Origin of the sequence: Planomonospora sp. ID82291 (assembly GCF_015711645.1) — a bacterium.
Taxonomy (GTDB): Bacteria; Actinomycetota; Actinomycetes; order Streptosporangiales; family Streptosporangiaceae; genus Planomonospora.
On sequence record NZ_JABTEX010000001.1, the window covers coordinates 2,100,038 to 2,119,694 of the forward strand.

Consider the following 19,657-nt stretch of genomic DNA (forward strand, 5'->3'; position numbering starts at 1 on the left):
ACGGTCCCGCGATGCGGCTGGCCCTGGCGCAGGCCGTACGGGCGGGGGAGCGCGGTGAGGTGCCGGTCGGCGCGGTCGTGCTCGGTCCCGGCGGCGAGGTGCTGTCGCAGGCGGGCAACGACCGCGAGTCCCTGGCGGATCCGACCGCGCACGCCGAGGTGCTGGCCCTGCGGGAGGCGGCGCGCGGGCGGGGCGGGTGGCGGCTGAGCGGGTGCACGCTCGTGGTCACGCTCGAACCCTGCACGATGTGCGCGGGGGCCGCGGTGCTGGCACGGGTGGACCGCGTCGTCTACGGAGCGGTGGACGCCAAGGGCGGGGCCGCGGGCTCGCTGTGGGACGTGCTCAGGGACCGTCGGCTCAATCACCGCCCGGAGGTCGTCATGGGGGTGCTGGCCGACGAGTGCGCCGGGGTCCTCACGCGGTTCTTCGCCGCGCGCAGGCCGCGCGAGCAAGGGTGATTATCCGGTAAGCTGCTCGGCGGTGGTGTCGCCTAGTGGCCGAGGGCGCACGCCTCGAAAGCGTGTGATGGGGCAACTCATCCGTGGGTTCAAATCCCACCACCACCGCCACTGCGAAGGGCCTCCGACCTGTGTGATCAGGTCGGAGGCCCTTCGCATGTCAAGTGATGGGGCCGGTGACGCCGGCGCAGCGGCGTGCGAAGGCGCGGGTGAGCTCGGGCGGGCTGATGACCGTGGTGGCGGTGTCGAAGCGGGCGATGGCGGCGGCGAGGCCGGTCCAGGACCAGGAGCCGAGGGTGAGCCGGCAGCGGCCCGGGCCGATTTCCTCGAGGACGCCGTCGCCGATGTAAGGCGCCAGGGTGGCGGCGTCCTGGTCGAGGATGACGGTGCCCGTGCAGGGCCAGCCGCCCGCGGGGTCGGTGGAGCCGCGGAATCGTCCGGTGACGAAGGCGGCGACGTCACCGCCGGGCAGCTGCCTGGGGGGGAAGCGGGGTCCGTTGGGGGTGCGCAGGGTGATCCGGTCGGCGCGGTAGGTACGCCACTCCTGCTTGTCGAGGTCGTAGGCGACGAGGTACCAGCGCCGGTCCCAGGTGACGACGTGGTGGGGTTCGACGCGGCGGGGAGGCCGGTCGAAGGGGTCGGTGCCGTAGCCGAAGCCGAGCACTTCGCGGTTCCGGGCGGCGGTGCTGAGCGCGAGCAGCACGTCACCGCCCACGGGGGCGGCCGGCTGTGCGGCGGGTCGTTCGACCGCGGTGACCTGCAGGGCGTTGACGCGGTTGCGCAACCGGGCGGGCATGACCTGCCGGATGGTGTTCAGGGCTTGGGCGGCGGGTACGGCGAGGCCGCCGTCGGCGTTGCCGGCGGCGATCTGCAGGGCGACGGTGAGGGCGATGGCCTGGTCGTCGTCGAACAGCAGCGGGGGCGGTTCGGCGCCGGCGCCGAGCCGGTACCCGCCCTCGGGGCCCTTGACCGCGGTGATGGGGTAGCCGAGTTCGCGGAGCCGGTCGACATCGTCGCCCACCACGTCGGCTGACCTCGGCCCGGAGCGGGGGCTGCGACCGTCTCACCGGCCGGGAACGCCTCGGCCGGAGACGGGCGGGGCTCAGGCGTCCGGCGGCAGGTCGAGGACCCTGGCGTGCAGGACCGGGCGCTGGTGCAGGGCCGAGCGCAGGGCCCGGTGCAGGCCGTCCTCCAGATAGAGTTCGCCGCGCCACTGGACCACGTGCGGGAACAGGTCGCCGTAGAAGGTGGAGTCCTTGGCGAGCAGGGAGTGCAGATCGAGCACCGCTTTCGTGGTGATCAGGGTGTCGAGCCGGACCTGTCGCGGCGGTATCTGCGCCCACTCGCGGTTCGAGAGGCCGTGTTCGGGGTAGGGCCGTCCATCGCCGACCAGCTTGAAGATCACCTCATATAGTTTAAGAGACAATCCGGTCGTTCGCCCGCCGGTCCGGTCGCCGCGCTGGTCACGAGCCCGGCCCGGTGCCCGCTCGGTGGCCGGCCCCGCGTCCCGGCTCGGCGCCCGCCCGGCGTCCCGGCTCGGCGCCCGCCCGGCGTCCGCTCAGATGCCGCCGGAGAAGGTGTCGCAGCGCTTCGGGTCGCCGGTCTCGTACCCGGTGGTGAACCACTTGACCCGCTGCGCCGAGGTCCCGTGGGTGAAGCCCTCGGGGTCGACCCGGCCCCGGGTGCGCTCCTGGATGCTGTCGTCCCCCACCGCGGAGGCGGCGCTCAGCGCCTCCTCGATGTCGGTCTGCGTGAACGGCTTGGCGAACAGCCCGGTCTCGTAGGCGTTCTTCGCCCAGGCGCCCGCGTAGCAGTCCGCCTGCAGCTCCACCCGGACCGCGCCGCTCTCCGGCCCCTGCCGGTCGTCCTGCGAACGGCCCAGGACCCCGGTCAGGTTCTGCACGTGGTGGCCGTACTCGTGGCCGATCACGTACGCCTGGGCGAACGGGCCGCCCTTGGCGCCGAAGCGGCTCTGCAACTGGTCGAAGAAGCTCAGGTCGAGGTAGACCCGCCGGTCGCTGGGGCAGTAGAACGGTCCGACGGAGGAGTCGGCGGCGCCGCACCCGGTGTCCACCGCGCCGGAGAAGAGCACGGTCTTGGCCTCCTCGTAGCCGTCCACGGCCGTGGGCCAGTACTCCTGGATGCTGTTGACCACGCCGATCACCCGGCATTCCTCGTTCTGGTCGGCGTCCTGGCCGGTCTTGCACTGCGCCGCGAGGTCGGCGCCCGAGTCGACCGGGGCGGGGGCCGCACCACCGCCGGTGAGGCCGCCGAGGTCCACGCCGAACACCAGCGCCGCGATGAGCGCGATGATCCCGGCGACGCCTCCGCCCACCGCGAGCCCGCCGCCGGGGACGCGACGGCCGCCGCTCTCGACCTGTGAGCTGTCCAGTCGGACATCGTCCTTGAAATCCATCGCCGACGTCCCTTCGATCCGGTCGGGACGCCTCCACTGCCCGTGAAGCGGCGCGGGAAACGGCGGCGGGGCGGGCGAAGCAGGAAGGGACCGGCGGGAGGGGCCGGAGAGAGGGAGAGAGGACGGGAACGCCGGAGGGGCCGGACCGCGTGTGCGGTCCGGCCCCTCTGATGTGGCGGAGGATAGGAGATTCGAACTCCTGAGGGGTTGCCCCCAACACGATTTCCAATCGTGCGCCCTAGGCCAACTAGGCGAATCCTCCGCCGGAAAGCTTAGCGGACTTTCGGGCCCGGGGTGACCGCGTACCCGTGCGACATTCGCGGACCCGAGCACCGCCGCGGGGGGTTAGACTGTGTCCGGACCCCTCGCGCGGCGTCATCCTGTGAACCTCCCCAGGGCCGGAAGGCAGCAAGGATAAGCGGGCTCTGGCGGGTGTGCGAGGGGTTCCTTCGTTGCAGGACCCCTCGCAGGCGGGAGCTCCTTGATGAGTCTGGCGCTCTACCGCAAGTACCGGCCCGGGACCTTCGCCGAGGTCAAGGGCCAGGAACACGTCACGGAGCCGCTCCGGCAGGCGCTGCGCAGCGGCCGGATCAATCACGCCTACCTGTTCAGCGGCCCCCGCGGGTGCGGCAAGACCTCCAGCGCCCGGATCCTGGCCCGCTCGCTCAACTGCGAGAAGGGGCCGACCCCCGACCCGTGCGGTGAGTGCGAGTCCTGCGTGGCGCTCGCCCCCACCGGCCCCGGCCACCTCGACGTCATCGAGATCGACGCGGCCTCGCACGGCGGCGTGGACGACGCCCGCGACCTGAGGGAGCGGGCCTTCTTCGCGCCCGTGTCGGCGCGCTTCAAGATCTACATCATCGACGAGGCGCACATGGTGACCCGGGAGGGGTTCAACGCGCTGCTCAAGCTCGTCGAGGAGCCCCCGCCCCACCTGAAGTTCGTCTTCGCGACCACCGAGCCGGAGAAGGTCATCGGGACGATCAAGTCCCGGACCCACCACTACCCCTTCCGGCTGATCCCGCCCGCCGCGCTGCGCACGCTCATGGAGGAGATCCTCACTTCCGAGGACGTCCCGTTCGAGCCCGCCGCGCTGCCGCTGGTCGTGCGGGCGGGCGCGGGCTCGGCCCGCGACTCCCTGTCGATCCTCGACCAGCTGTTCGCCGGGTCGGACGAGGCCGGCATCACCTACGCGCGGGCGGTCTCCCTGCTGGGCTACACCGACGGGGGCCTGCTCGACGACATGGTCGCCGCGTTCGCGGCGCGGGACGGCGCGCGGGTCTTCCAGGCGGTGAACCAGGTGATCGAGGGCGGCCACGACCCCCGCCGGTTCGCCATGGACCTGCTGGAGCGCTTCCGCGACCTCGTGGTCCTGGCCAACGTGCCCGAGGCGGCCGGCAGCGGCCTGCTCGACCGCCCCGACGACGAGCTGGAGCGGCTCCGGGAGCAGGCCGCCTCGATGGGACCCGCCGACCTGACCCGGGCGGCGGAGGTCTTCAACGCCGGACTGGTCGAGATGCGCGGAGCCGCCTCGCCCCGGCTGCTGCTGGAGCTGATGTGCGCCCGGGTGCTGCTCCCCGGAGCGGCCCAGGACGAGGCGGCGCTGCTGGCCCGGCTGGAGCGGCTGGAGCGGGGCACCGCGGGCCCGCCCGGGGCCCACGCGTTCACCGTCCCAGGACCTACCGCCGGATACACGCCTCCCTCCGCGGGACCCGCCCCGGCCGCCGTGCCCGGACCTCCGGCCGCCGGGTACGCGGCCCCCGCCGCGACCGCGCCCTACACGCCGCCCACCGTCGCGCCGCAGAGCGTCACGGTCCCCGCCGTCGCGCCGCAGGCCGCCGCGTCCGGTCCGGTCGCGGCGCCGCAGACCGGTACGGCCTCCGCCGACGACTGGCCGGTCACGGTCAAGCCCGGCTCGCCGCCCGCCGCTCAGGCCGGGCCGCGGTCCCCGGCGTCCGGACCGTCCTCAGCGCCCGCTCCGGTGCCCGCGCAGCCCGCCGCGCCCCCGGCGCCCCTGACGGGTCCCGCCGCCGGCTCCGAGGTGGCGGCCGTGCAGCAGGCCTGGCCGCAGGTGCTCGGCGCGCTGAAGCAGCGCAGCATCGTCGTCTGGGCGAACGTCAACACCAACGCCCAGGTCGTCGGCGTCGAGGGGAAGATCCTCACGTTGGGCTTCACCCAGGTCGGCGCGATGAAGAACTTCGTCGGCGGCGGAAAGGACGCGGTCGTCGCGGCGGCCCTGCAGGACGTGCTGGGCGGCGCCTGGAAGGTCGAGGCCGTGGTGGGCGGCTCCGGCGGGGCCGCCCCGTTCGGAGGCAACCATCCGCCGGCCGCGCCGCCGCAGCAGCCCTCCGTGCCGGGTCCGGCACCGGAGACCCCCGGCGCCGGGGACCCGGTCCGGAGCGCTCCGCCGGTCCCGCGCGCGCAGGGCGGCCCGGACGGCCCGGGGGGGACCGCCCAGGCCGTCGCCGTCGCCCCCGTCCGCCGGGAGACGGCCGCCACGGACGAGTCGTGGCCCGACGCGCCCCTGCCGGAGGACCCCGGCTCGCCGCCCGCTCCGGGCCCCGGCCTGGCCGCCGCCCGCTCGGCCGCCAGGGCGGCGGCCCAGGGCGGCGTCAGGGCGGGCGCCCCGGCCGGTGCCCGCACGCCCGCCCAGCCCGGGCCGCGCCCGGCCGGCGGCGCGTCCGCCTGGCCGGACGCGATACCGGGTCGCGGGTCCGGCGTCGAGGCCGACGAGGTCGATCCGCTGAACGACGCGGACGCCGACGTCGACGCGCTCACCGGCATGGCGCTCATCCAGCGCGAGCTCGGCGGGCAGATCATCGAGGAGATCGACCACGGCTGACCGGCGGCGCGCCGTACCGGGCCCGGCGGAGGTTCGGCGGGCGCGGTCGGGGAACACGTGCGACCGCCAGTGCGCGAGCCCGCTCCGACCCCGTAGGCTCGTGACGACTGACGTCATGGACGAGGAGCGCACGACGGTGAATCCAGGGGATGTCAACCTCCAGCAGCTGCTGGAGCAGGCACAGCTCATGCAGCAGCAGCTGGTGAGCGCCCAGCAGGAGCTGAACGACGCGGAGATCGAGGGCTCGGCGGGCGGCGGCCTGGTCGTGGCCACGGTCAACGGCGGCGGCGAGCTGCTGGAACTGAAGATCAGTCCTGAGGCCGTGGACCCCGGTGATCCCCAGGAGACCGCCGAGACGATCGCCGACCTGGTGATCGCGGCGATCAGGGACGCCGTCCGCGCGGCCAACGACCTGCAGCAGGAGAAGCTCGGCCCGCTCGCCCAGGGGCTGGGCGGCGGCGGTCTCGGCCAGCTGCCCGGGTTCTAGGCCATGTACGAGGGGGTCGTCCAGAACCTGATCGACGAGCTGGGCATGCTGCCCGGCGTCGGTCCCAAGAGCGCGCAGCGGATCGCGTTCCACCTGCTGGCCGCCGAGCCGGCCGACGTGAAACGGCTCGCGCACGCGCTGCTGGAGGTCAAGGAGAAGGTCCGCTTCTGCCGGGTCTGCGGGAACGTGGCGGCGGAGGAGGAGTGCCGGATCTGCCGTGACGCCCGGCGCGACCCCCACGTGATCTGCGTCGTCGAGGAGTCCAAGGACGTCGTGGCGATCGAGAAGACCCGGGAGTTCCGCGGCCGCTACCACGTGCTCGGCGGGGCGATCAGCCCGATCGACGGCGTCGGCCCCGACGACCTGCGCATCCGGGAGCTGATGACGCGCCTGGCCGACGGCCGGGTGACGGAGCTGATCATCGCCACCGACCCCAACCTGGAGGGGGAGGCGACGGCGACCTACCTCGCCCGGCTGGTGAAGCCGATGGGCCTGAAGGTGACACGACTGGCCAGCGGTCTGCCTGTGGGCGGTGACCTCGAGTACGCCGACGAGGTCACCCTGGGCCGCGCGTTCGAAGGACGGAGGCTGCTGGATGTCTGAGATCTCCAATGAGTGGAGCGCGTTCGCGGACCGGATCGCGGTGCACGCGCAGAACTACCTCGACGGCCTGACCCGGCTGGCGGGCGGCGAGGGCGGGGACGCCGTCCTGCCGCTGCTGCTGGTCGAGGTCGCCCAGGTCAGCTCGGCCGGCGCGCAGCTCGGCGCGAGCCAGGACGTGATCCTGTCGGAGAACTGGGAGCCGCACCTGAGCGCGGACCCCGACGTCGACCCCCTGCGCACGGCCCTCGCCGAGCGGCTGGGCCCGGTGGACGACTACGCCGAGGTCTTCGACCCCTACAAGGACACCGCGGTCACGCCGTACCGCCTCTCGGACGACCTGACGGCGGTGGCGGCCGACCTCATCCACGGCCTGCGGCACTACCGGGCGGGGCGTCCGCTGGAGGCGCTGTGGTGGTGGCAGTACTCCTACTTCAACACCTGGGGCAACCACGCGGGGGCGGCGATGCGGGCGCTCCAAGCGCTCGTCGCCCACACCCGCCTCGACGTGGCGGAAGAGCGGACAACCGTGTGATCGTCCACATAGTGGTCTAAACCAGAGGAAGCCCGGTGCCGCGACAGTAGACTGAGAGCTCCACAGCCCCAGATTGCTTCGGAGACATCTCGTGGCGCTCGTCGTTCAGAAGTACGGTGGTTCGTCCGTCGCCGACGCGTCCTGCATCAAGCGGGTCGCGCAGCGGATCGTCGCGACGAAAAAAGCCGGCAACGACGTCGTGGTGGTCGTCTCGGCGATGGGCGACACGACCGACGAGCTGCTCGACCTCGCCCAGCAGGTCTCGCCGCTGCCGCCGGGCCGCGAGCTCGACATGCTGCTGACCTCCGGCGAGCGCATCTCGATGGCCCTGCTGGCGATGGCGATCGCCAACCTGGGCCACGAGGCGCGCTCGTTCACCGGCTCCCAGGCCGGGGTCATCACCGACTCGACGCACGGCAAGGCGCGGATCATCGACGTGACGCCCAGTCGGATCCGGGGGGCCCTCGACGAGGGCCAGATCGCGATCGTGGCGGGCTTCCAGGGCGTCTCGCAGAACACCAAGGACATCACCACGCTGGGCCGGGGCGGCTCCGACACGACCGCGGTCGCGCTGGCCGCCGCCCTGGACGCCGACGTGTGCGAGATCTACACCGACGTGGACGGCGTCTTCACCGCCGACCCGCGCATCGTGGCGAAGGCCCGCAAGATCCCCCGGATCTCCTACGAGGAGATGATGGAGATGGCGGCCTGCGGGACGAAGATCCTGCACCTGCGCTGCGTCGAGTACGCCCGCAGGTTCAGCCTGCCGATCCACGTCAGAAGCTCGTTCAGCACCAAGGAAGGCACGTGGGTCGTCTCCGACCCCGACAGCGAAGGAAACGAGATGGAGCAGCCGATCATCTCCGGCGTCGCGCACGACCGGAGCGAGGCCAAGATCACCGTTGTCGGGGTGCCCGACAAGGTCGGCGAGGCTGCCACGATCTTCAAAACGCTGGCGGACGCCGAGATCAACATCGACATGATCGTGCAGAACGTGTCGGCGGCGGCGACGGGCCGGACGGACATCTCCTTCACGCTGCCCACGACCGACGGCTCCGCGGCGCTGACCGCGCTGAAGAAGGTCCAGGAGCGGATCGGCTTCGAGTCGCTGCAGTTCGACGACCAGATCGGGAAGGTCTCGCTGATCGGGGCGGGCATGCGCTCGCACCCCGGCGTCACCGCGACGTTCTTCGCCGCCCTCGCCGACGCGGGGGTGAACATCGAGATGATCTCCACCTCGGAGATCCGCATCTCGGTGATCGTCGGGCAGGACGAGGTGGACGCGGCCGTCACCGCCGCGCACCGCGCGTTCGACCTCGACGCCGACCAGGTCGAAGCAGTGATCTACGGAGGTACCGGACGATGAGCCGCAAGCCCACCCTCGCCCTGATCGGCGCGACCGGTGCCGTCGGCACCGTCATGCGCGACATCATCTCCTCCCGCGAGGACGTCTACGGCGAGATCAGGCTCGTCGCCTCCGCCCGCTCCGCGGGCAAGGTCCTGCGGGTCCGCGGTGAGGACGTGGTCGTCCGGGCGCTGGCCCCCGAGGTCTTCGACGGCGTGGACATCGCGATCTTCGACGTCCCCGACGAGGTCTCCGCCGAGTGGGTGCCGATCGCCGCCGGCCGCGGCGCGGTCGTCATCGACAAGTCCGGCACCTTCCGGATGGACCCCGAGGTCCCGCTGGTGGTGCCCGAGGTCAACCCGGAGGCCGCGCGCAACCGGCCGAGGAACATCATCTCCACCCCGAACTGCACCACGCTCTCGATGATGGCCGCGATGGGCGCGCTGCACGAGCAGTACGGCCTGCGCGAGCTGGTGGTCGCCTCCTACCAGGCGGTCTCCGGCGCGGGCGTGGCCGGTTCGGCACGGCTCTACGACGAGGTCGAGGCGCTGGCCGGCGACCGCACGGTGGGCCAGACCGCGGGCGACGTGCGCAAGGCGCTGCAGAACACGCTGGGCGACGGCGAGTCGCCGTTCCCGGCGCCGGTGGCGTTCAACGTCGTGCCGTGGGCGGGCTCGCTCAAGGACGGCGGCTGGGCCTCCGAGGAGCTCAAGCTCCGCAACGAGTCCCGGAAGATCCTGGGCATCGACGACCTGAAGGTCTCGGCGACCTGCGTCCGCGTCCCGGTGATCACCACGCACTCGCTGGCCGTGCACGCGACCTTCGAGCGCGAGATCACCGTCGCCGACGCCCACCGGATCCTGGAGGCCGCCCCCACCGTGGTCGTCATGGACGACCCGGCGAACGGCGTCTACCCGACCCCGGTCGACGTCGTCGGCACCGACCCCACCTATGTGGGCCGGATCCGCCAGGCGCTGGACTTCCCGAACACGCTCGACCTGTTCGTCTGCGGCGACAACCTCCGCAAGGGCGCGGCGCTGAACGCCGCGGAGATCGCCGAGCTGGTCGCGGCCGAGTTCACCGGCTGACGCCTTCCGCACGGGCCGTCGCGGGCCCCTTCCGCCGTGCGGCGGAAGGGGCCCGTCCGTGTGCGGGCCGTCCGCATCCAGGGCCGCCCGTGTGCGGGGCCGCCCGTCTCCGGCCGGCGCGGCCGGGAACGGGTGCTCACGGGTCAGCGGAAGAGGATGTCCCAGTGGGACGGTGTGCGGGCGTAGAGGGCCTCCGGAGAGCCGTAGAGGAGCGCTCCGTCGGACCGCGTGCCGCGGAACGGCCGGGTGGCGGTGATGTGCCGGTCGACGCAGGCGTTGGGCGCCACGTCCAGCTTGTAGCCGTTCCCGTGGCTGTAGCGGCCGACCACGTGACCGATCTCGGTGCCGCCGGTCAGGGTGACCGGGCAGCCGCTGCGGTGCTTGAGCCGGATCGCCCCCCGCAGCGTCCTGGCCCTGATCGCCTCCAGGGAGGTGCACTGCCGCATCCGGCGGTCGGTGCACCCGCCGGACGAGTACAGCCCCAGGCCGGCCCGGTCCAGCCGCCGGGCCGCCTGGCCGTGGCTGAGCCACATCGACCGCGCCCGCCGGGCCGGCGCGCCCGCCAGACGCAGCGGGGCCGCCGGGCGCAGCGGGGCCGCCAGGACCGCCGCGGTCATCGGCGCGGTCGGTGCCGGAGCCGGGCCGCGGGCAGGGACGGCGGTGACGCCGGCCGCTGCGATGAACGTTGTCTGTACGGCGAACAGGGTGCCGGCGGCAAGCCGGACAGCCCTCCGTTCGCAGGGACGTGTCCCCATACACCTTTTCCTTGTCGCGGGTTCGCCCTTCCGCCGAGAAGATCAGTCCCACGCCCGGAACCGGATCACGCCGGGGACGCTCCGATCTTTGCCCTGTGATGTCGATCACCGTGAGGCGCCATGACTCACCGGGGCGCGGGCCGTACAGTGACGAGCGTGGCCGAGCCGACCCGCAGGACCAGGGGATCCGACAGGACCCGCGAAGCGATCGTGGAGACGGCCCTGCGGCTGTTCCGCGAGCGGGGCTACGAGGCGACCACCATGCGGGCCATCGCGGCCGAGGCGGGGGTCTCGGTGGGGAACGCCTACTACTACTTCTCCTCCAAGGAGGCGCTGGTCCAGGCCTACTACGACCGGGCGCAGGCCGAGCACGAGGCGGCGTGCGAGCGGGTGCTGGCCACCGAGCGGTCCCTGGCCGGGCGCCTGGGCGGGGTGCTGCGGGAGTGGGTGCGGGTCTCCGAGCCGTACCACGAGTTCGCGGTGAAGTTCTTCAAGCACGCGGCCGAGCCGAGCAATCCGCTCAGCCCGTTCAGCGCCGACTCCTCGCCCGCCCGGGAGGCGTCGATCGGGATCTACCGCCGGGTGGTCGAGGGCGCGGCCGACCGGATGGACGCCGAGATCAGGGCGGAGCTGCCGGAGCTGCTCTGGCTGCTGTCGATGGGCGTGGTGCTGTTCTGGGTGCACGACGACTCGGCGGGCTGCCGACGGACCCACCGGTTCATCGAGCTGACCGTGCCGCTGGTCGACCGGCTGGTCGGCCTCTCCCATCTGCCGGGTCTGCGGGGCGTGGCCAGGGACTTCATCGCCGGGGTGCACGAGCTGCGTTCCTGACGGTCCCCTCCTTCTGCGCCGCCCCCTCCCCTGACATACCGTCCGGTTGGTACGGTCAGATCGTTGACATCCCCCCGGTCGGGTACGGCAAGCTGGAACAGAATTTCATTCTGTACGGTGGCAGTGCAGTGCAGTGCGGTGGCAGGGATAAGGGCGCAGTGCAGTGCGGTGCGGTGGCAGGGATAAGGGCAGGGGCGGGACCGCGGCGTGGACCGCGGGGCGGAGCCCGGGCACGGAGCATGGGAGGCACATGATGGCGACGGGTGCACGCTGGGGGATGACGGTTCCCTTCTACGACCGCTCGCTGGCGAGCTCGAAGGACCTGGTGGCCGAGCTCCCCGGCCTCGGCTACACCGACGTGTGGTCGGCCGAGGTCAACGGCGTGGACGGCTTCACCCCGCTCGCGCTGGCCAACGAGTGGGCTCCCGGCCTGCGCCTCGGCAGCGCGATCGTCCCCGCCTCGACCCGGGGCCCCGGCCTGCTGGCCATGTCCGCCGCGACGCTCGCCGACCTCGCCCCGGACCGGTTCGTCCTGGGCATCGGGGCCTCCTCCCCGGCCATCGTCGAGCGCTGGAACGCCGGGGAGTTCACCCGGCCCTTCTCCCGGACCCGCGACACGCTGCGCTTCCTGAAGAAGGCCCTGGCGGGCGAGAAGGTCACCGAGAGGTACGAGACGTTCGAGGTCAAGGGCTTCAAGCTGGAGCGCGCCCCCAAGGTCGCCCCGAAGATCGTGCTGGCCGCACTGCGGCCCCGGATGCTCCACCTGGCGGCCGAGGAGGCCGACGGCGCGATCACCAACTGGCTCTCGCCGGAGGACGTCCGGCGGGTCCGTGCCGAGATCGGCCCGGAGACCGAGCTGGTCGCCCGGCTGTTCGTGTGCGTCAGCGAGGACGCGGAGAAGGTCCGGGAACTCGGCCGGTGGATGCTCGCCGGCTACCTGACCGTCCCGGTCTACGCGGCCTTCCACGACTGGCTGGGGCGCGGCGAGGTCCTGCGGCCGATGCACGAGGCGTGGGCCGCCGGGGACCGGCAGGCGGCCCTCGCGGCCATCCCCGACGAGGTCGTGGACGCGCTCATCGTGCACGGTGACGCGGCCACCTGCCGGGCCCGGATCCGCGAGTACGTCGCGAACGGCCTCGACACCCCGGTGCTCGCGCCCATCCCCGGCGGCGAGGTGCCGATCGCGCAGGCCGTACGGGATCTGGCGCCGGACGCGGAGTGAGCCGGGGCCGGTGCCGGACGCGGACGGGGCACGGCGCCGCGCGGAGGGCCCGGCCGCGCGGAGGGCCCGGCGGCGGGCGGATCCGACACGGGTCGGCGGGCGGCCGGTGCGGGGCCGTGGGAACCGGGAAGGATGATCACGCGTTATATCGTGAAAACGCGGGGTAGTGCGCGGTCCGGCGGACGCGTTCTGCGAGGAGGTTCCCGATGGCGAAGGCAGCACGGGCGGCACAGGCGTGGCGGGTGTACCGGGACGTGTCGAAGCCGGGGTCGCCCGGGCTCGGCGCGCGGCTGCGGGCGATGCCGCGGCTGGTCCGGTCGGCGATGGGCGGCCGGTACCCCGGCATGGGCCGGGGCAGGCTGGCGATGATGGGCCTCGGCGTGCTCTACATGGTCTCGCCCGTCGACCTCGTCCCGGACTTCCTGGCACTGGTCGGGGTGGCCGACGACTTCGGCGTCTTCCTCTGGCTGATGGGCTCGCTGCTCGGGGAGAGCGGGCGCTACGTCGAGTGGGAGCGCCGCGCCCTCACCGGGGCCGGCGGTCCCGCCGGGCGGATCGGCGGCTAGATCTGCTCCATTCTGAGCCACGCCCGGGACGGGAGCGGGTGGCCGAACAGGCGGGCGGCGTTGCCGTAGGCCACCCGGGCGATGTCGGCGGGCGGGAGGCTGCCGAGGTTGCGGGCGAGCGCCTGCTGGGTGTCGGGCCAGGTCGAGTCGGAGTGCGGGTAGCCGCTCTCCAGCAGGACGTGCTCCAGTCCGACCGCCAGGCGCACGCCCGACAGCGCGTGGTCGTCGAGCGTGCCGAAGAAGAAGTTGCGGCGCAGGACCTCGCTGGGCTTCAGCCCGCCCTCCCAGGCGGCCTCCCCGGCGACCGGGTGGTCCAGCGCGTAGTCGGCCCGCTCGGCGAGCATCGGCAGCCAGCCCACGCCGCCCTCCACGATCAGGATCCGCAGCGCGGGGAAGCGCAGCGGCACTCCCGACCAGAGCCAGTCGGCGCAGGCGAACATGGCGCTGGCCGGCATGAGCGTGGTGATCGCCTCGACGGGGGTGTCGGGTGAGGGCACCGGGGTCCAGGAGCCCGCGCCGGTGTGCAGGCAGACGACCGTGCCGGTCTCCTCGCAGGCGCGGAAGAACGGGTCCCAGTGCTCGCCGTGGATCGACGGCAGGCGCAGGCGGGTGGGGAACTCGGGGAACAGCACGGCCTTGAACCCGCGTGAGGCGTTGTCCCGGATCTCCTTGGCCGCGAGCTCGGGGTCGGTCAGCCACGGCAGCTGCAGGGCGATGATCCGCTCCGGGTAGGTGCCGGCCCAGACGTCGACGTGCCAGTCGTTCCAGGCCCGCAGGACCGCCAGGCCCAGCTCCTGGTCGCGGGTGCGGGAGAAGACCATGCCCGACTGGCCGGCGAGCATGCCGGGGAAGCAGAGCGCCGCCCAGACGCCCGCGCGGTCCATGTCCTGGACGCGGGCCTCGATGTCGTGGCAGCCCGGGCGCATCTGCTCGAACCGGACGGGGTCGAGCGTCCACTGCTCGCGCGGCAGGCCCGCGCCGACGTCGAGGCCGGCGCACGGGTAGGTGGCCCCGCCGTACCGCCAGACCTGGTGGCCCGACTCGGTCTCCACGACCTTGGGCGCGACCTCGGCGTACTTCGCCGGGAGGCGGCCCTCGAACAGGTCGGGCGGCTCGATCAGGTGGTCGTCGGCCGAGATGATCACATGGTCCCGCCGCCTGGGCTCGGGGTCGGGCAGTAGCGGCGCAGTCACGCGGTCAACGGTACGGCGTTGGCGTCACGCTGGACAAGCGATGGGGTCTCGTGTTGATCCCGAAGGTCAAGCGTTTACCGGCGGCCGGTGTCCGCCCGGCCTTCAGGACCCCTTCAGGACCCCTTCAGGAAGGGGACGCGGTCAGCGTCCCGGCGGTCTCGCGGGCGGCCTGCGCCTTCAGGTCGGCGGCCTCGCGGCGGATCAGCAGGGCCCATCCGCCGACGGCGACGCCGATGAACAGCCACCACTGCACGCCGTACGCCAGGTTGAGCCCGCCGCCCTCGCCGACCTCCGGCTCGGGCACCGGCGCGGGCGCGGCGGCGGCCTCCGGGGACTGCCGGACCAGCTCCACGAATCCGCCGAGCAGGCGGTACGGCAGGCCCGCGCCGAGCGTGGCGGGGTCGATCATCATGATCTGCCCGGAGGGGAGCCCTTTCAGGTCGCGGATGCCCGAGGTCTCCTCGGTCTCGGCGGGGCGGAGCCGTCCGGTGACGGTCACCCGGCCGGGGGCGGGCGCGGGCACCTCGGGGAGGGCGTCGGCGGTGGCGCCGGCCCGGACCCACCCCCGGTTCACCAGGACGGCCCGGCCGTCGCCGGTGACCAGCGGGGTGACCACGTAGAAGCCGACGGCCCCGTCCTGGACGCGGCGGCGGACCAGCAGTTGGTGGGCGGGGTCGAACGTGCCGGTCGCCGTCACCGTGCGGTACTTGTCCTGATCGCGCACGGTGCCGCCCACACCGGTGAGGGCCGTGACGGGGACCGGCGGCGCCTGGAGGTTGGCCGTGGTCCGGTCGCTGCCGGCCGACCGCTCCTCGTAGCGCCCGAACTGCCACCGGCCCAGGAGCACGAAGGCGGGGATGACCAGCAGCACCACGATGTGGAGTGCGATCCACCGGCGGGTCAGAAGGAAGCGGTACACGCCACCAAGGGTAGGCACCGCACCGACCGCCCCGTCCGCCGAGTGGCCCTCAGGGCGTGTCACCGCCGTGCGGAGGGGGTCCGTCAGGCCCCGCGCCCGTCGTCCGGTCCGGTGCGGCGGCCGGTGCGGCGGGCCGCGCGCCGGGGCCCGGCAGCGGGGTGACCTCCCGGGGGCCGGCGACCTCGTGGCCCTCGGCGCACCGGAAGTGCTGCTCGACGGGGGCGCCGCAGTCGCGGTGGGTGAGGAGCACCGGCGGGCCGTCGGAGCCCGACCGGTAGCGGTCGCCCCAGTGCATCAGCGCGACCATGATCGGATAGAGGTCGCGGCCCATCTCGGTCAGGCGGTACTCGTCGCGACGGCGCTGGCCGGGCTCGCGGTAGGGGACCTTGCGGAGCAGCCCTTCGTCCACCAGCCGGGCCAGCCGGGCGCTCAGCACCTGCCGCGGCGCCCCGGTGGCGGCCTGCATGTCGGCGAAGCGGCGCACCCCGCCGAAGGCCTCGCGGAGCACCAGGAAGGTCCACTTCTCGCCCACGACGGCCAGCGTGCGTTCGATCGAGCAGTTGTCCACCCGGAAGGGCATCGCGCCGAGGGTCGCCTCACTCATAGAGGCATCGTAGGCGGCCGTCGCAGCACCTCCAACGGAGCTAAGTCTATTTGACAGACTTAGATGATCCGGGAATTCTGAGTCCATGATGCGAACTCAGCTGGTGCGCCCGTACCGCGACCCGTCGCCGGCCGTACGGCCCGCGGTGCGGAGGGCGGACGCCGGGGATCGGCGGCCGGGGGCGGACGTCGAGGTGCGGAGGGTGGACGTCGAGGTCCGGCGGCCGGGGGCGGACGTCGAGGTGCGGCCGGCGCGGACGGACGACGAGGAGCGGATCCGCCGGTTCCTCGCCGGCCTGTCGCCGCGCACGCAGACCCTGCGCTTCTTCACCGGCCTGGGCCGTCCGGCCGCGAGCCTGGTCCGCGCCCTGCTGGTGGTGGACGAGCGGCGCGACGTGCTGCTGGCGGTCTGCGGGGACGAGGTGGTCGGGCATGCGATGAGCTCCGGCGACGGCGGTGCCGCGGTGGAGATCGCGGTGGTGGTGGCCGACGGCTGGCAGGGGCTCGGGCTCGGCTCCCGGCTGGTCCGCAGGCTGCTGCGCCGGGCGGAGGCGAAGGGGGCGCGGACGGTGGGGATGGACGTCATGGCGGAGAACCGCGGGGTGCTCGCCATGATCGGCAGGAAGTGGCCGGACGCGACCCTGCGGTCCTCCCTCGGGACGGTGGAGGTGACGGCGGCGGTGCGACGGGAGGTGCGGTAAGATCGCCGAGGTCCGGGGCGGTGGGCCGGCATTTGCGGAACAAGGTTCTGTTGCCGCACCATTGACCTCGTGAGGAATGCCAAGAACGGACGTGACGGCCGGACCCGGATCGTCGAGGGAGCCCTGCGGCGGTTCAGCCAGGACGGTGTCTCGGCGACCACGCTGGCCAGCCTCCGTCAGGAGAGCGGCGTCAGCGTCGGCAGCTTCTACCACCACTTCGCGAGCAAGGAACACGTCTTCGGCATGCTCTACGCCGAGACGCTGACCATGTACCAGGACGCCTTCCTGGCGGAGCTGCGCAGCCACGAGGGGGCGCGCGAGGGCGTCGAGGCCATCGTGGCGCTGCACATGTCCTGGTGCGGTGAGCACCGCGAGCGCGCCAACCTGCTGATCAGCGAGCGTCCGCCGAAGCGGGACGAGCCGGGCGGGCCGGAGGTCGCCGAGTCGCGCCGGGCCTTCTTCCGCAACGTCGCCGACTGGTGGCGGCCGCACATGAAGGCGGGCGTGCTCCAGCCGGTCCCTCCCACCATGTGCTACGTGCTCTGGCTCGGTCCGGCGGTGGAGATGTGCCGCCTGTGGTTCGCGGGGGCGCACCAGCCCACGGAGGAGGAGATCGCCGCCATGTGCGGAGCCGCCTGGCAGAGCCTGCGCAGGCACCCCTCCTGACGGCGGGGCCCGGCCGGTCCGGACCGTTCCACGGGGTTCGGGGAGGCGGCGCGGGGCGGAACGGGTGGCGCCGTCGGGCCGGCTGACGGGCGCCTACGGAGCGGCGCCGTCGGGCCGGCTGACGGGCGCCTACGGAGCGGCGCCGTCAGGCCGGCTGACGGGCGCCCACCAGATGGCGCCGTCCGGTGGGGACCCGCCAGACCTTCTCGTCCAGGGAGATGTCCAGGCGCAGATCCTGCCGGTGTCGCCGGAGGCCGGGCACGCGGACGCGGTCGCTCACGTCGAACCTGCCGCTCCGGGGGTAGCCGAACCCGAGCTCCCCGGGCAGGACGCGTAGTTCGTCCTGGTTCCCGCAGCGGGGGCAGGTCCAGGCGACCATGTCCCGCCCGCGGTTGTAGTCGTGGCAGGCGCGGAAGTACTCGTCGGGGCGGAAGCGGGACTCACAGGCCAGGCAGGGGATCAGCATGAGGGATCCTTCTGGGGTCGTGCGTGCGGGTACCAAGGATTACCGCCAAGCGCTTGAGGCCCGCTTACAGATCGCTTACCACTTTGCGTAACGATTTGGTCACTCTGAGTTCCATATGGTGAATGGTGGGACCATGGAGCCGTGAAAGATCCGCTGGTCCGGTTCCGCGAACTGCTGCTCGCGACCGGTTACACCATCGACGGCGTCCGTGAGCGTCTCGGCGACGTCGCCGCCGCCGCCCTCTCCCGCGAGGAGCTCGTCCCCGCCCTGCGCGCGACCCGGGACGGCGATCCGCTCGGCACACTGATCCGGCTGTGGTGGCTCGGCGTCCCGGTGGAGGGCTCCGCCCTTCCCCCGGGTCTGCCCGCGACCGAGCTGGCGGCCGCGGGTCTGCTGGCCGCGGACGGCTCCCGGATCGTGCCGCGGGTCCACCTGCAGCCGTGGGAGACCGGCGGCTACGTGGTCTCCGACCGGAAGGTCCGGCCCGGCGACCCCGCGCTCCGCGCCGACCACGTCGTCGGCGCGGGCGGGGCCTCGGCGAACCTCGCCCAGCTGGTCTCGCGCCGCCCGGTGGAGCGCGCCCTCGACCTGGGCACCGGGTGCGGCGTCCAGGTGCTGCACCTGGCCGGCCGGGCCGAGCGGATCACGGCCACCGACGTCAACCCGCGCGCGCTGGAGCTGGCGCGGCTGAGCTGGGCGCTGTCCGGGGTCGAGGGCGTGGACGCCCGGGAGGGGTCGCTCTTCGACCCGGTGGAGGGCGAGCGCTTCGACCTGGTCGTCTCCAACCCGCCCTTCGTGATCTCCCCTGCCGGGCGGTTCGCCTACCGGGAGTCCGGCTTCGAGGCCGACGGCTTCTGCCGCGACCTGGTACGGCGGGCGCCCGGCTTCCTCGTGCCCGGGGGGACCTGCCAGCTCCTGGCCAACTGGCTGCACGTCGAGGGGGAGGACTGGCGCGACCGGGTCGGCGGCTGGCTGGCCGGGACCGGGTGCGACGGCTGGGTGGTCCAGCGGGACGTCCAGGACCCGGCCGAGTACGTCGAGCTGTGGCTGCGTGACGCCGCCGAGCAGGGCACCGCCCGCTACCGCGAGCTCTACGACGACTGGCTCGGCTGGTTCGAGGAGATGCGCGTCACGGGCGTCGGCTTCGGCTGGATCACCCTGCACGACTCCGGCAGCCTCGACCCGGTCGTCCGGGTGGAGGAGTACGGCCGGCGGGTGGAGCTCCCCGTGGGCGGCTACGTGGAGGACGTGCTCGGCTCGATCGCCGCGGCGCACCGGGCCTCGGACGCGGAACTGCTGGCGGCCCGCCTGGTGGCGGACACGGGGCTGCTGGAGGAGCGGACCGGGGCGCCCGGGGCGGAGGACCCCGCCGTGATCGTGCTCCGGCAGACGCGCGGGCTGCTGCGCAGCGTGCGGGTGGGGACGGTGGAGGCGGCCCTCGCCGGGGTCTGCGACGGCGACTATCCACTGGAGCCCTTGCTGGCCGCGATCGCCGACCTGACCGGGGACGACTCCGCCGAGCTGCCGGTGAAGACCCTGGAGCGGGTCCGCTCTCTGATCGCCGAAGGGTTTTTCCACATATCCACAGGGCGATGATCCACAGGCTGTGGATATCCCGCGATCGGTTGTTGATCGGACGTTGAGCGGGGGGCGGGATGCTCTGCGGGTGGGCACGGATCCGGGGGAAAAGGACCCGTGCCCGCGTCCGGCCGGTCGTCGTGAGAGGCGGCCGGTCACCGTCCGGCGCACCGGTTGATCCCGGGCCCCCTGCGCGCCGCACGGCGACCTGACGACCGGCCGGACCACGTCCCCCGCACCGCGTCGACCCGACCGCGAGGGGGCTCCGGCGCCTGGACCGAGGAGCGAAGGAGCCCGCGAGGGGGCTCCGGCGCCTGGACCGAGGAGCGAAGGAGCGCAGCGGATGAGCGACGAGGGAAGGCGGCGGTCACCGGCCCCCGAGCCGC

At 73.2% G+C, this 19,657-nt stretch carries 21 protein-coding genes, 2 tRNA genes and 1 other RNA gene; 15 read left to right on the forward strand and 9 right to left on the reverse strand.

Translation table 11 applies throughout. The features are described 5' to 3' along the window. Positions 1–11 precede the first annotated feature (11 nt). Both tadA and HS045_RS09385 read left to right on the forward strand, forming a co-directional pair. Positions 12–458 carry a tRNA adenosine(34) deaminase TadA gene (tadA, locus tag HS045_RS09380; RefSeq protein ID WP_196451130.1) on the forward strand — a complete coding sequence of 149 codons (447 nt, stop codon included), beginning with the start codon at positions 12–14 and terminating at the stop codon, positions 456–458. A gap of 21 nt (positions 459–479) precedes the next feature. Continuing rightward, positions 480–569: transfer RNA gene (locus tag HS045_RS09385), tRNA-Ser, on the forward strand. Positions 570–618: 49 nt separating this feature from the next. Here HS045_RS09385 and HS045_RS09390 read toward each other — a convergent pair. The 4 genes from HS045_RS09390 to HS045_RS09405 all read right to left on the reverse strand — a co-directional run bounded on the left by HS045_RS09390 (position 619) and on the right by HS045_RS09405 (position 3,136). Next, entirely contained in the window at positions 619–1,482 is an 864-nt protein-coding gene (locus HS045_RS09390) for a YafY family protein (RefSeq protein WP_196450703.1), read from the reverse strand. A gap of 78 nt (positions 1,483–1,560) precedes the next feature. After that, positions 1,561–1,863 carry a type II toxin-antitoxin system VapB family antitoxin gene (locus HS045_RS09395; protein WP_068900387.1) on the reverse strand — a complete coding sequence of 101 codons (303 nt, stop codon included), beginning with the start codon at positions 1,861–1,863 and terminating at the stop codon, positions 1,561–1,563. A gap of 153 nt (positions 1,864–2,016) precedes the next feature. After that, on the reverse strand, positions 2,017–2,874 hold the full coding sequence (locus HS045_RS09400; RefSeq protein WP_196450704.1) for a neutral zinc metallopeptidase: 858 nt from the start codon (positions 2,872–2,874) through the stop codon (positions 2,017–2,019). Positions 2,875–3,047: 173 nt separating this feature from the next. Further along, positions 3,048–3,136, reverse strand: a tRNA-Ser gene (locus HS045_RS09405). A gap of 93 nt (positions 3,137–3,229) precedes the next feature. On the opposite strand from HS045_RS09405, the gene ffs reads away from it, so the two are divergent. The 7 genes from ffs (at position 3,230) to HS045_RS09440 (ending at position 9,771) form a co-directional block, all read left to right on the forward strand. Beyond that, positions 3,230–3,328: signal recognition particle sRNA small type (gene ffs / locus HS045_RS09410), an RNA gene on the forward strand. 30 nt (positions 3,329–3,358) lie between these two features. Then, entirely contained in the window at positions 3,359–5,716 is a 2,358-nt protein-coding gene (locus HS045_RS09415) for a DNA polymerase III subunit gamma and tau (RefSeq protein WP_196450705.1), read from the forward strand. A gap of 136 nt (positions 5,717–5,852) precedes the next feature. Next, positions 5,853–6,203: a YbaB/EbfC family nucleoid-associated protein gene (locus HS045_RS09420; RefSeq protein ID WP_196451131.1), complete on the forward strand. Its 351-nt coding sequence runs from the start codon at positions 5,853–5,855 to the stop codon at positions 6,201–6,203. 3 nt (positions 6,204–6,206) lie between these two features. Then, positions 6,207–6,806, forward strand: coding sequence for a recombination mediator RecR (gene recR / locus HS045_RS09425; RefSeq protein WP_068900394.1), 600 nt, complete (start codon positions 6,207–6,209; stop codon positions 6,804–6,806). Continuing rightward, on the forward strand, positions 6,799–7,338 hold the full coding sequence (locus HS045_RS09430) for a DUF5063 domain-containing protein (protein ID WP_068900396.1): 540 nt from the start codon (positions 6,799–6,801) through the stop codon (positions 7,336–7,338). Before recR ends, HS045_RS09430 begins: the two co-directional genes overlap by 8 nt. A gap of 91 nt (positions 7,339–7,429) precedes the next feature. Continuing rightward, positions 7,430–8,704, forward strand: a complete 1,275-nt coding sequence (locus HS045_RS09435) for an aspartate kinase (RefSeq protein WP_196450706.1) — start codon at positions 7,430–7,432, stop codon at positions 8,702–8,704. Continuing rightward, positions 8,701–9,771 carry an aspartate-semialdehyde dehydrogenase gene (locus HS045_RS09440; protein ID WP_196450707.1) on the forward strand — a complete coding sequence of 357 codons (1,071 nt, stop codon included), beginning with the start codon at positions 8,701–8,703 and terminating at the stop codon, positions 9,769–9,771. Before HS045_RS09435 ends, HS045_RS09440 begins: the two co-directional genes overlap by 4 nt. A 143-nt stretch (positions 9,772–9,914) precedes the next feature. Here HS045_RS09440 and HS045_RS09445 read toward each other — a convergent pair whose 3' ends face one another. Beyond that, positions 9,915–10,388: a hypothetical protein gene (locus tag HS045_RS09445; RefSeq protein ID WP_196450708.1), complete on the reverse strand. Its 474-nt coding sequence runs from the start codon at positions 10,386–10,388 to the stop codon at positions 9,915–9,917. A gap of 294 nt (positions 10,389–10,682) precedes the next feature. Here HS045_RS09445 and HS045_RS09450 point away from each other — a divergent pair, with 294 nt between their 5' ends. The 3 genes from HS045_RS09450 (at position 10,683) to HS045_RS09460 (ending at position 13,145) form a co-directional block, all read left to right on the forward strand. After that, the gene (locus tag HS045_RS09450; protein WP_307827434.1) at positions 10,683–11,357 is read left to right on the forward strand and encodes a TetR family transcriptional regulator; all 675 of its coding nucleotides are present in this window, start codon (positions 10,683–10,685) and stop codon (positions 11,355–11,357) included. Positions 11,358–11,634: 277 nt separating this feature from the next. Beyond that, positions 11,635–12,579, forward strand: coding sequence for an LLM class F420-dependent oxidoreductase (locus HS045_RS09455; RefSeq protein WP_374191369.1), 945 nt, complete (start codon positions 11,635–11,637; stop codon positions 12,577–12,579). Positions 12,580–12,785: 206 nt separating this feature from the next. Beyond that, positions 12,786–13,145, forward strand: coding sequence for a YkvA family protein (locus tag HS045_RS09460; RefSeq protein ID WP_196450711.1), 360 nt, complete (start codon positions 12,786–12,788; stop codon positions 13,143–13,145). Here the strand turns inward: HS045_RS09460 and HS045_RS09465 are convergent. The 3 genes from HS045_RS09465 to HS045_RS09475 all read right to left on the reverse strand — a co-directional run bounded on the left by HS045_RS09465 (position 13,142) and on the right by HS045_RS09475 (position 15,861). After that, positions 13,142–14,338 carry an amidohydrolase family protein gene (locus HS045_RS09465; RefSeq protein ID WP_196450712.1) on the reverse strand — a complete coding sequence of 399 codons (1,197 nt, stop codon included), beginning with the start codon at positions 14,336–14,338 and terminating at the stop codon, positions 13,142–13,144. The two genes, HS045_RS09460 and HS045_RS09465, sit on opposite strands and share 4 nt — an antisense overlap. 124 nt (positions 14,339–14,462) lie before the next feature. Continuing rightward, on the reverse strand, positions 14,463–15,257 hold the full coding sequence (locus tag HS045_RS09470; RefSeq protein WP_196450713.1) for an SURF1 family protein: 795 nt from the start codon (positions 15,255–15,257) through the stop codon (positions 14,463–14,465). A gap of 49 nt (positions 15,258–15,306) precedes the next feature. Then, the gene (locus tag HS045_RS09475; protein ID WP_196450714.1) at positions 15,307–15,861 is read right to left on the reverse strand and encodes a helix-turn-helix domain-containing protein; all 555 of its coding nucleotides are present in this window, start codon (positions 15,859–15,861) and stop codon (positions 15,307–15,309) included. Between the two features lie 85 nt (positions 15,862–15,946). Between HS045_RS09475 and HS045_RS09480 the strand changes: the two genes are divergently transcribed. Continuing rightward, positions 15,947–16,561 carry a GNAT family N-acetyltransferase gene (locus tag HS045_RS09480; protein WP_230883507.1) on the forward strand — a complete coding sequence of 205 codons (615 nt, stop codon included), beginning with the start codon at positions 15,947–15,949 and terminating at the stop codon, positions 16,559–16,561. A gap of 69 nt (positions 16,562–16,630) precedes the next feature. Then, a complete protein-coding gene (locus HS045_RS09485; protein WP_196450715.1) occupies positions 16,631–17,227 on the forward strand; it encodes a TetR/AcrR family transcriptional regulator in 597 nt (198 codons plus the stop codon). A gap of 145 nt (positions 17,228–17,372) precedes the next feature. On the opposite strand, the gene HS045_RS09490 is transcribed toward HS045_RS09485, so the two are convergent. Then, the gene (locus tag HS045_RS09490) at positions 17,373–17,693 is read right to left on the reverse strand and encodes a hypothetical protein (protein WP_196450716.1); all 321 of its coding nucleotides are present in this window, start codon (positions 17,691–17,693) and stop codon (positions 17,373–17,375) included. Positions 17,694–17,834: 141 nt separating this feature from the next. On the opposite strand from HS045_RS09490, the gene HS045_RS09495 reads away from it, so the two are divergent. Further along, the gene (locus tag HS045_RS09495) at positions 17,835–19,289 is read left to right on the forward strand and encodes a class I SAM-dependent methyltransferase (protein ID WP_307827435.1); all 1,455 of its coding nucleotides are present in this window, start codon (positions 17,835–17,837) and stop codon (positions 19,287–19,289) included. Positions 19,290–19,657 lie beyond the last annotated feature (368 nt).

What these genes read in the sequence shown, in the direction of transcription:
- HS045_RS09490 (WP_196450716.1), bottom strand. Translation starts at nt 17,693, where the DNA reads ATGCTGATCCCCTGCCTGGCCTGTGAGTCCCGCTTCCGCCCCGACGAG.
- recR (WP_068900394.1), top strand. Translation starts at nt 6,207, where the DNA reads ATGTACGAGGGGGTCGTCCAGAACCTGATCGACGAGCTGGGCATGCTG.
- HS045_RS09460 (WP_196450711.1), top strand. Translation starts at nt 12,786, where the DNA reads ATGGCGAAGGCAGCACGGGCGGCACAGGCGTGGCGGGTGTACCGGGAC.
- HS045_RS09445 (WP_196450708.1), bottom strand. Translation starts at nt 10,388, where the DNA reads ATGACCGCGGCGGTCCTGGCGGCCCCGCTGCGCCCGGCGGCCCCGCTG.
- HS045_RS09455 (WP_374191369.1), top strand. Translation starts at nt 11,635, where the DNA reads ATGACGGTTCCCTTCTACGACCGCTCGCTGGCGAGCTCGAAGGACCTG.
- HS045_RS09430 (WP_068900396.1), top strand. Translation starts at nt 6,799, where the DNA reads ATGTCTGAGATCTCCAATGAGTGGAGCGCGTTCGCGGACCGGATCGCG.
- HS045_RS09475 (WP_196450714.1), bottom strand. Translation starts at nt 15,861, where the DNA reads ATGAGTGAGGCGACCCTCGGCGCGATGCCCTTCCGGGTGGACAACTGC.
- HS045_RS09480 (WP_230883507.1), top strand. Translation starts at nt 15,947, where the DNA reads ATGATGCGAACTCAGCTGGTGCGCCCGTACCGCGACCCGTCGCCGGCC.
- HS045_RS09440 (WP_196450707.1), top strand. Translation starts at nt 8,701, where the DNA reads ATGAGCCGCAAGCCCACCCTCGCCCTGATCGGCGCGACCGGTGCCGTC.
- HS045_RS09415 (WP_196450705.1), top strand. Translation starts at nt 3,359, where the DNA reads ATGAGTCTGGCGCTCTACCGCAAGTACCGGCCCGGGACCTTCGCCGAG.
- HS045_RS09400 (WP_196450704.1), bottom strand. Translation starts at nt 2,874, where the DNA reads ATGGATTTCAAGGACGATGTCCGACTGGACAGCTCACAGGTCGAGAGC.
- tadA (WP_196451130.1), top strand. Translation starts at nt 12, where the DNA reads ATGCGGCTGGCCCTGGCGCAGGCCGTACGGGCGGGGGAGCGCGGTGAG.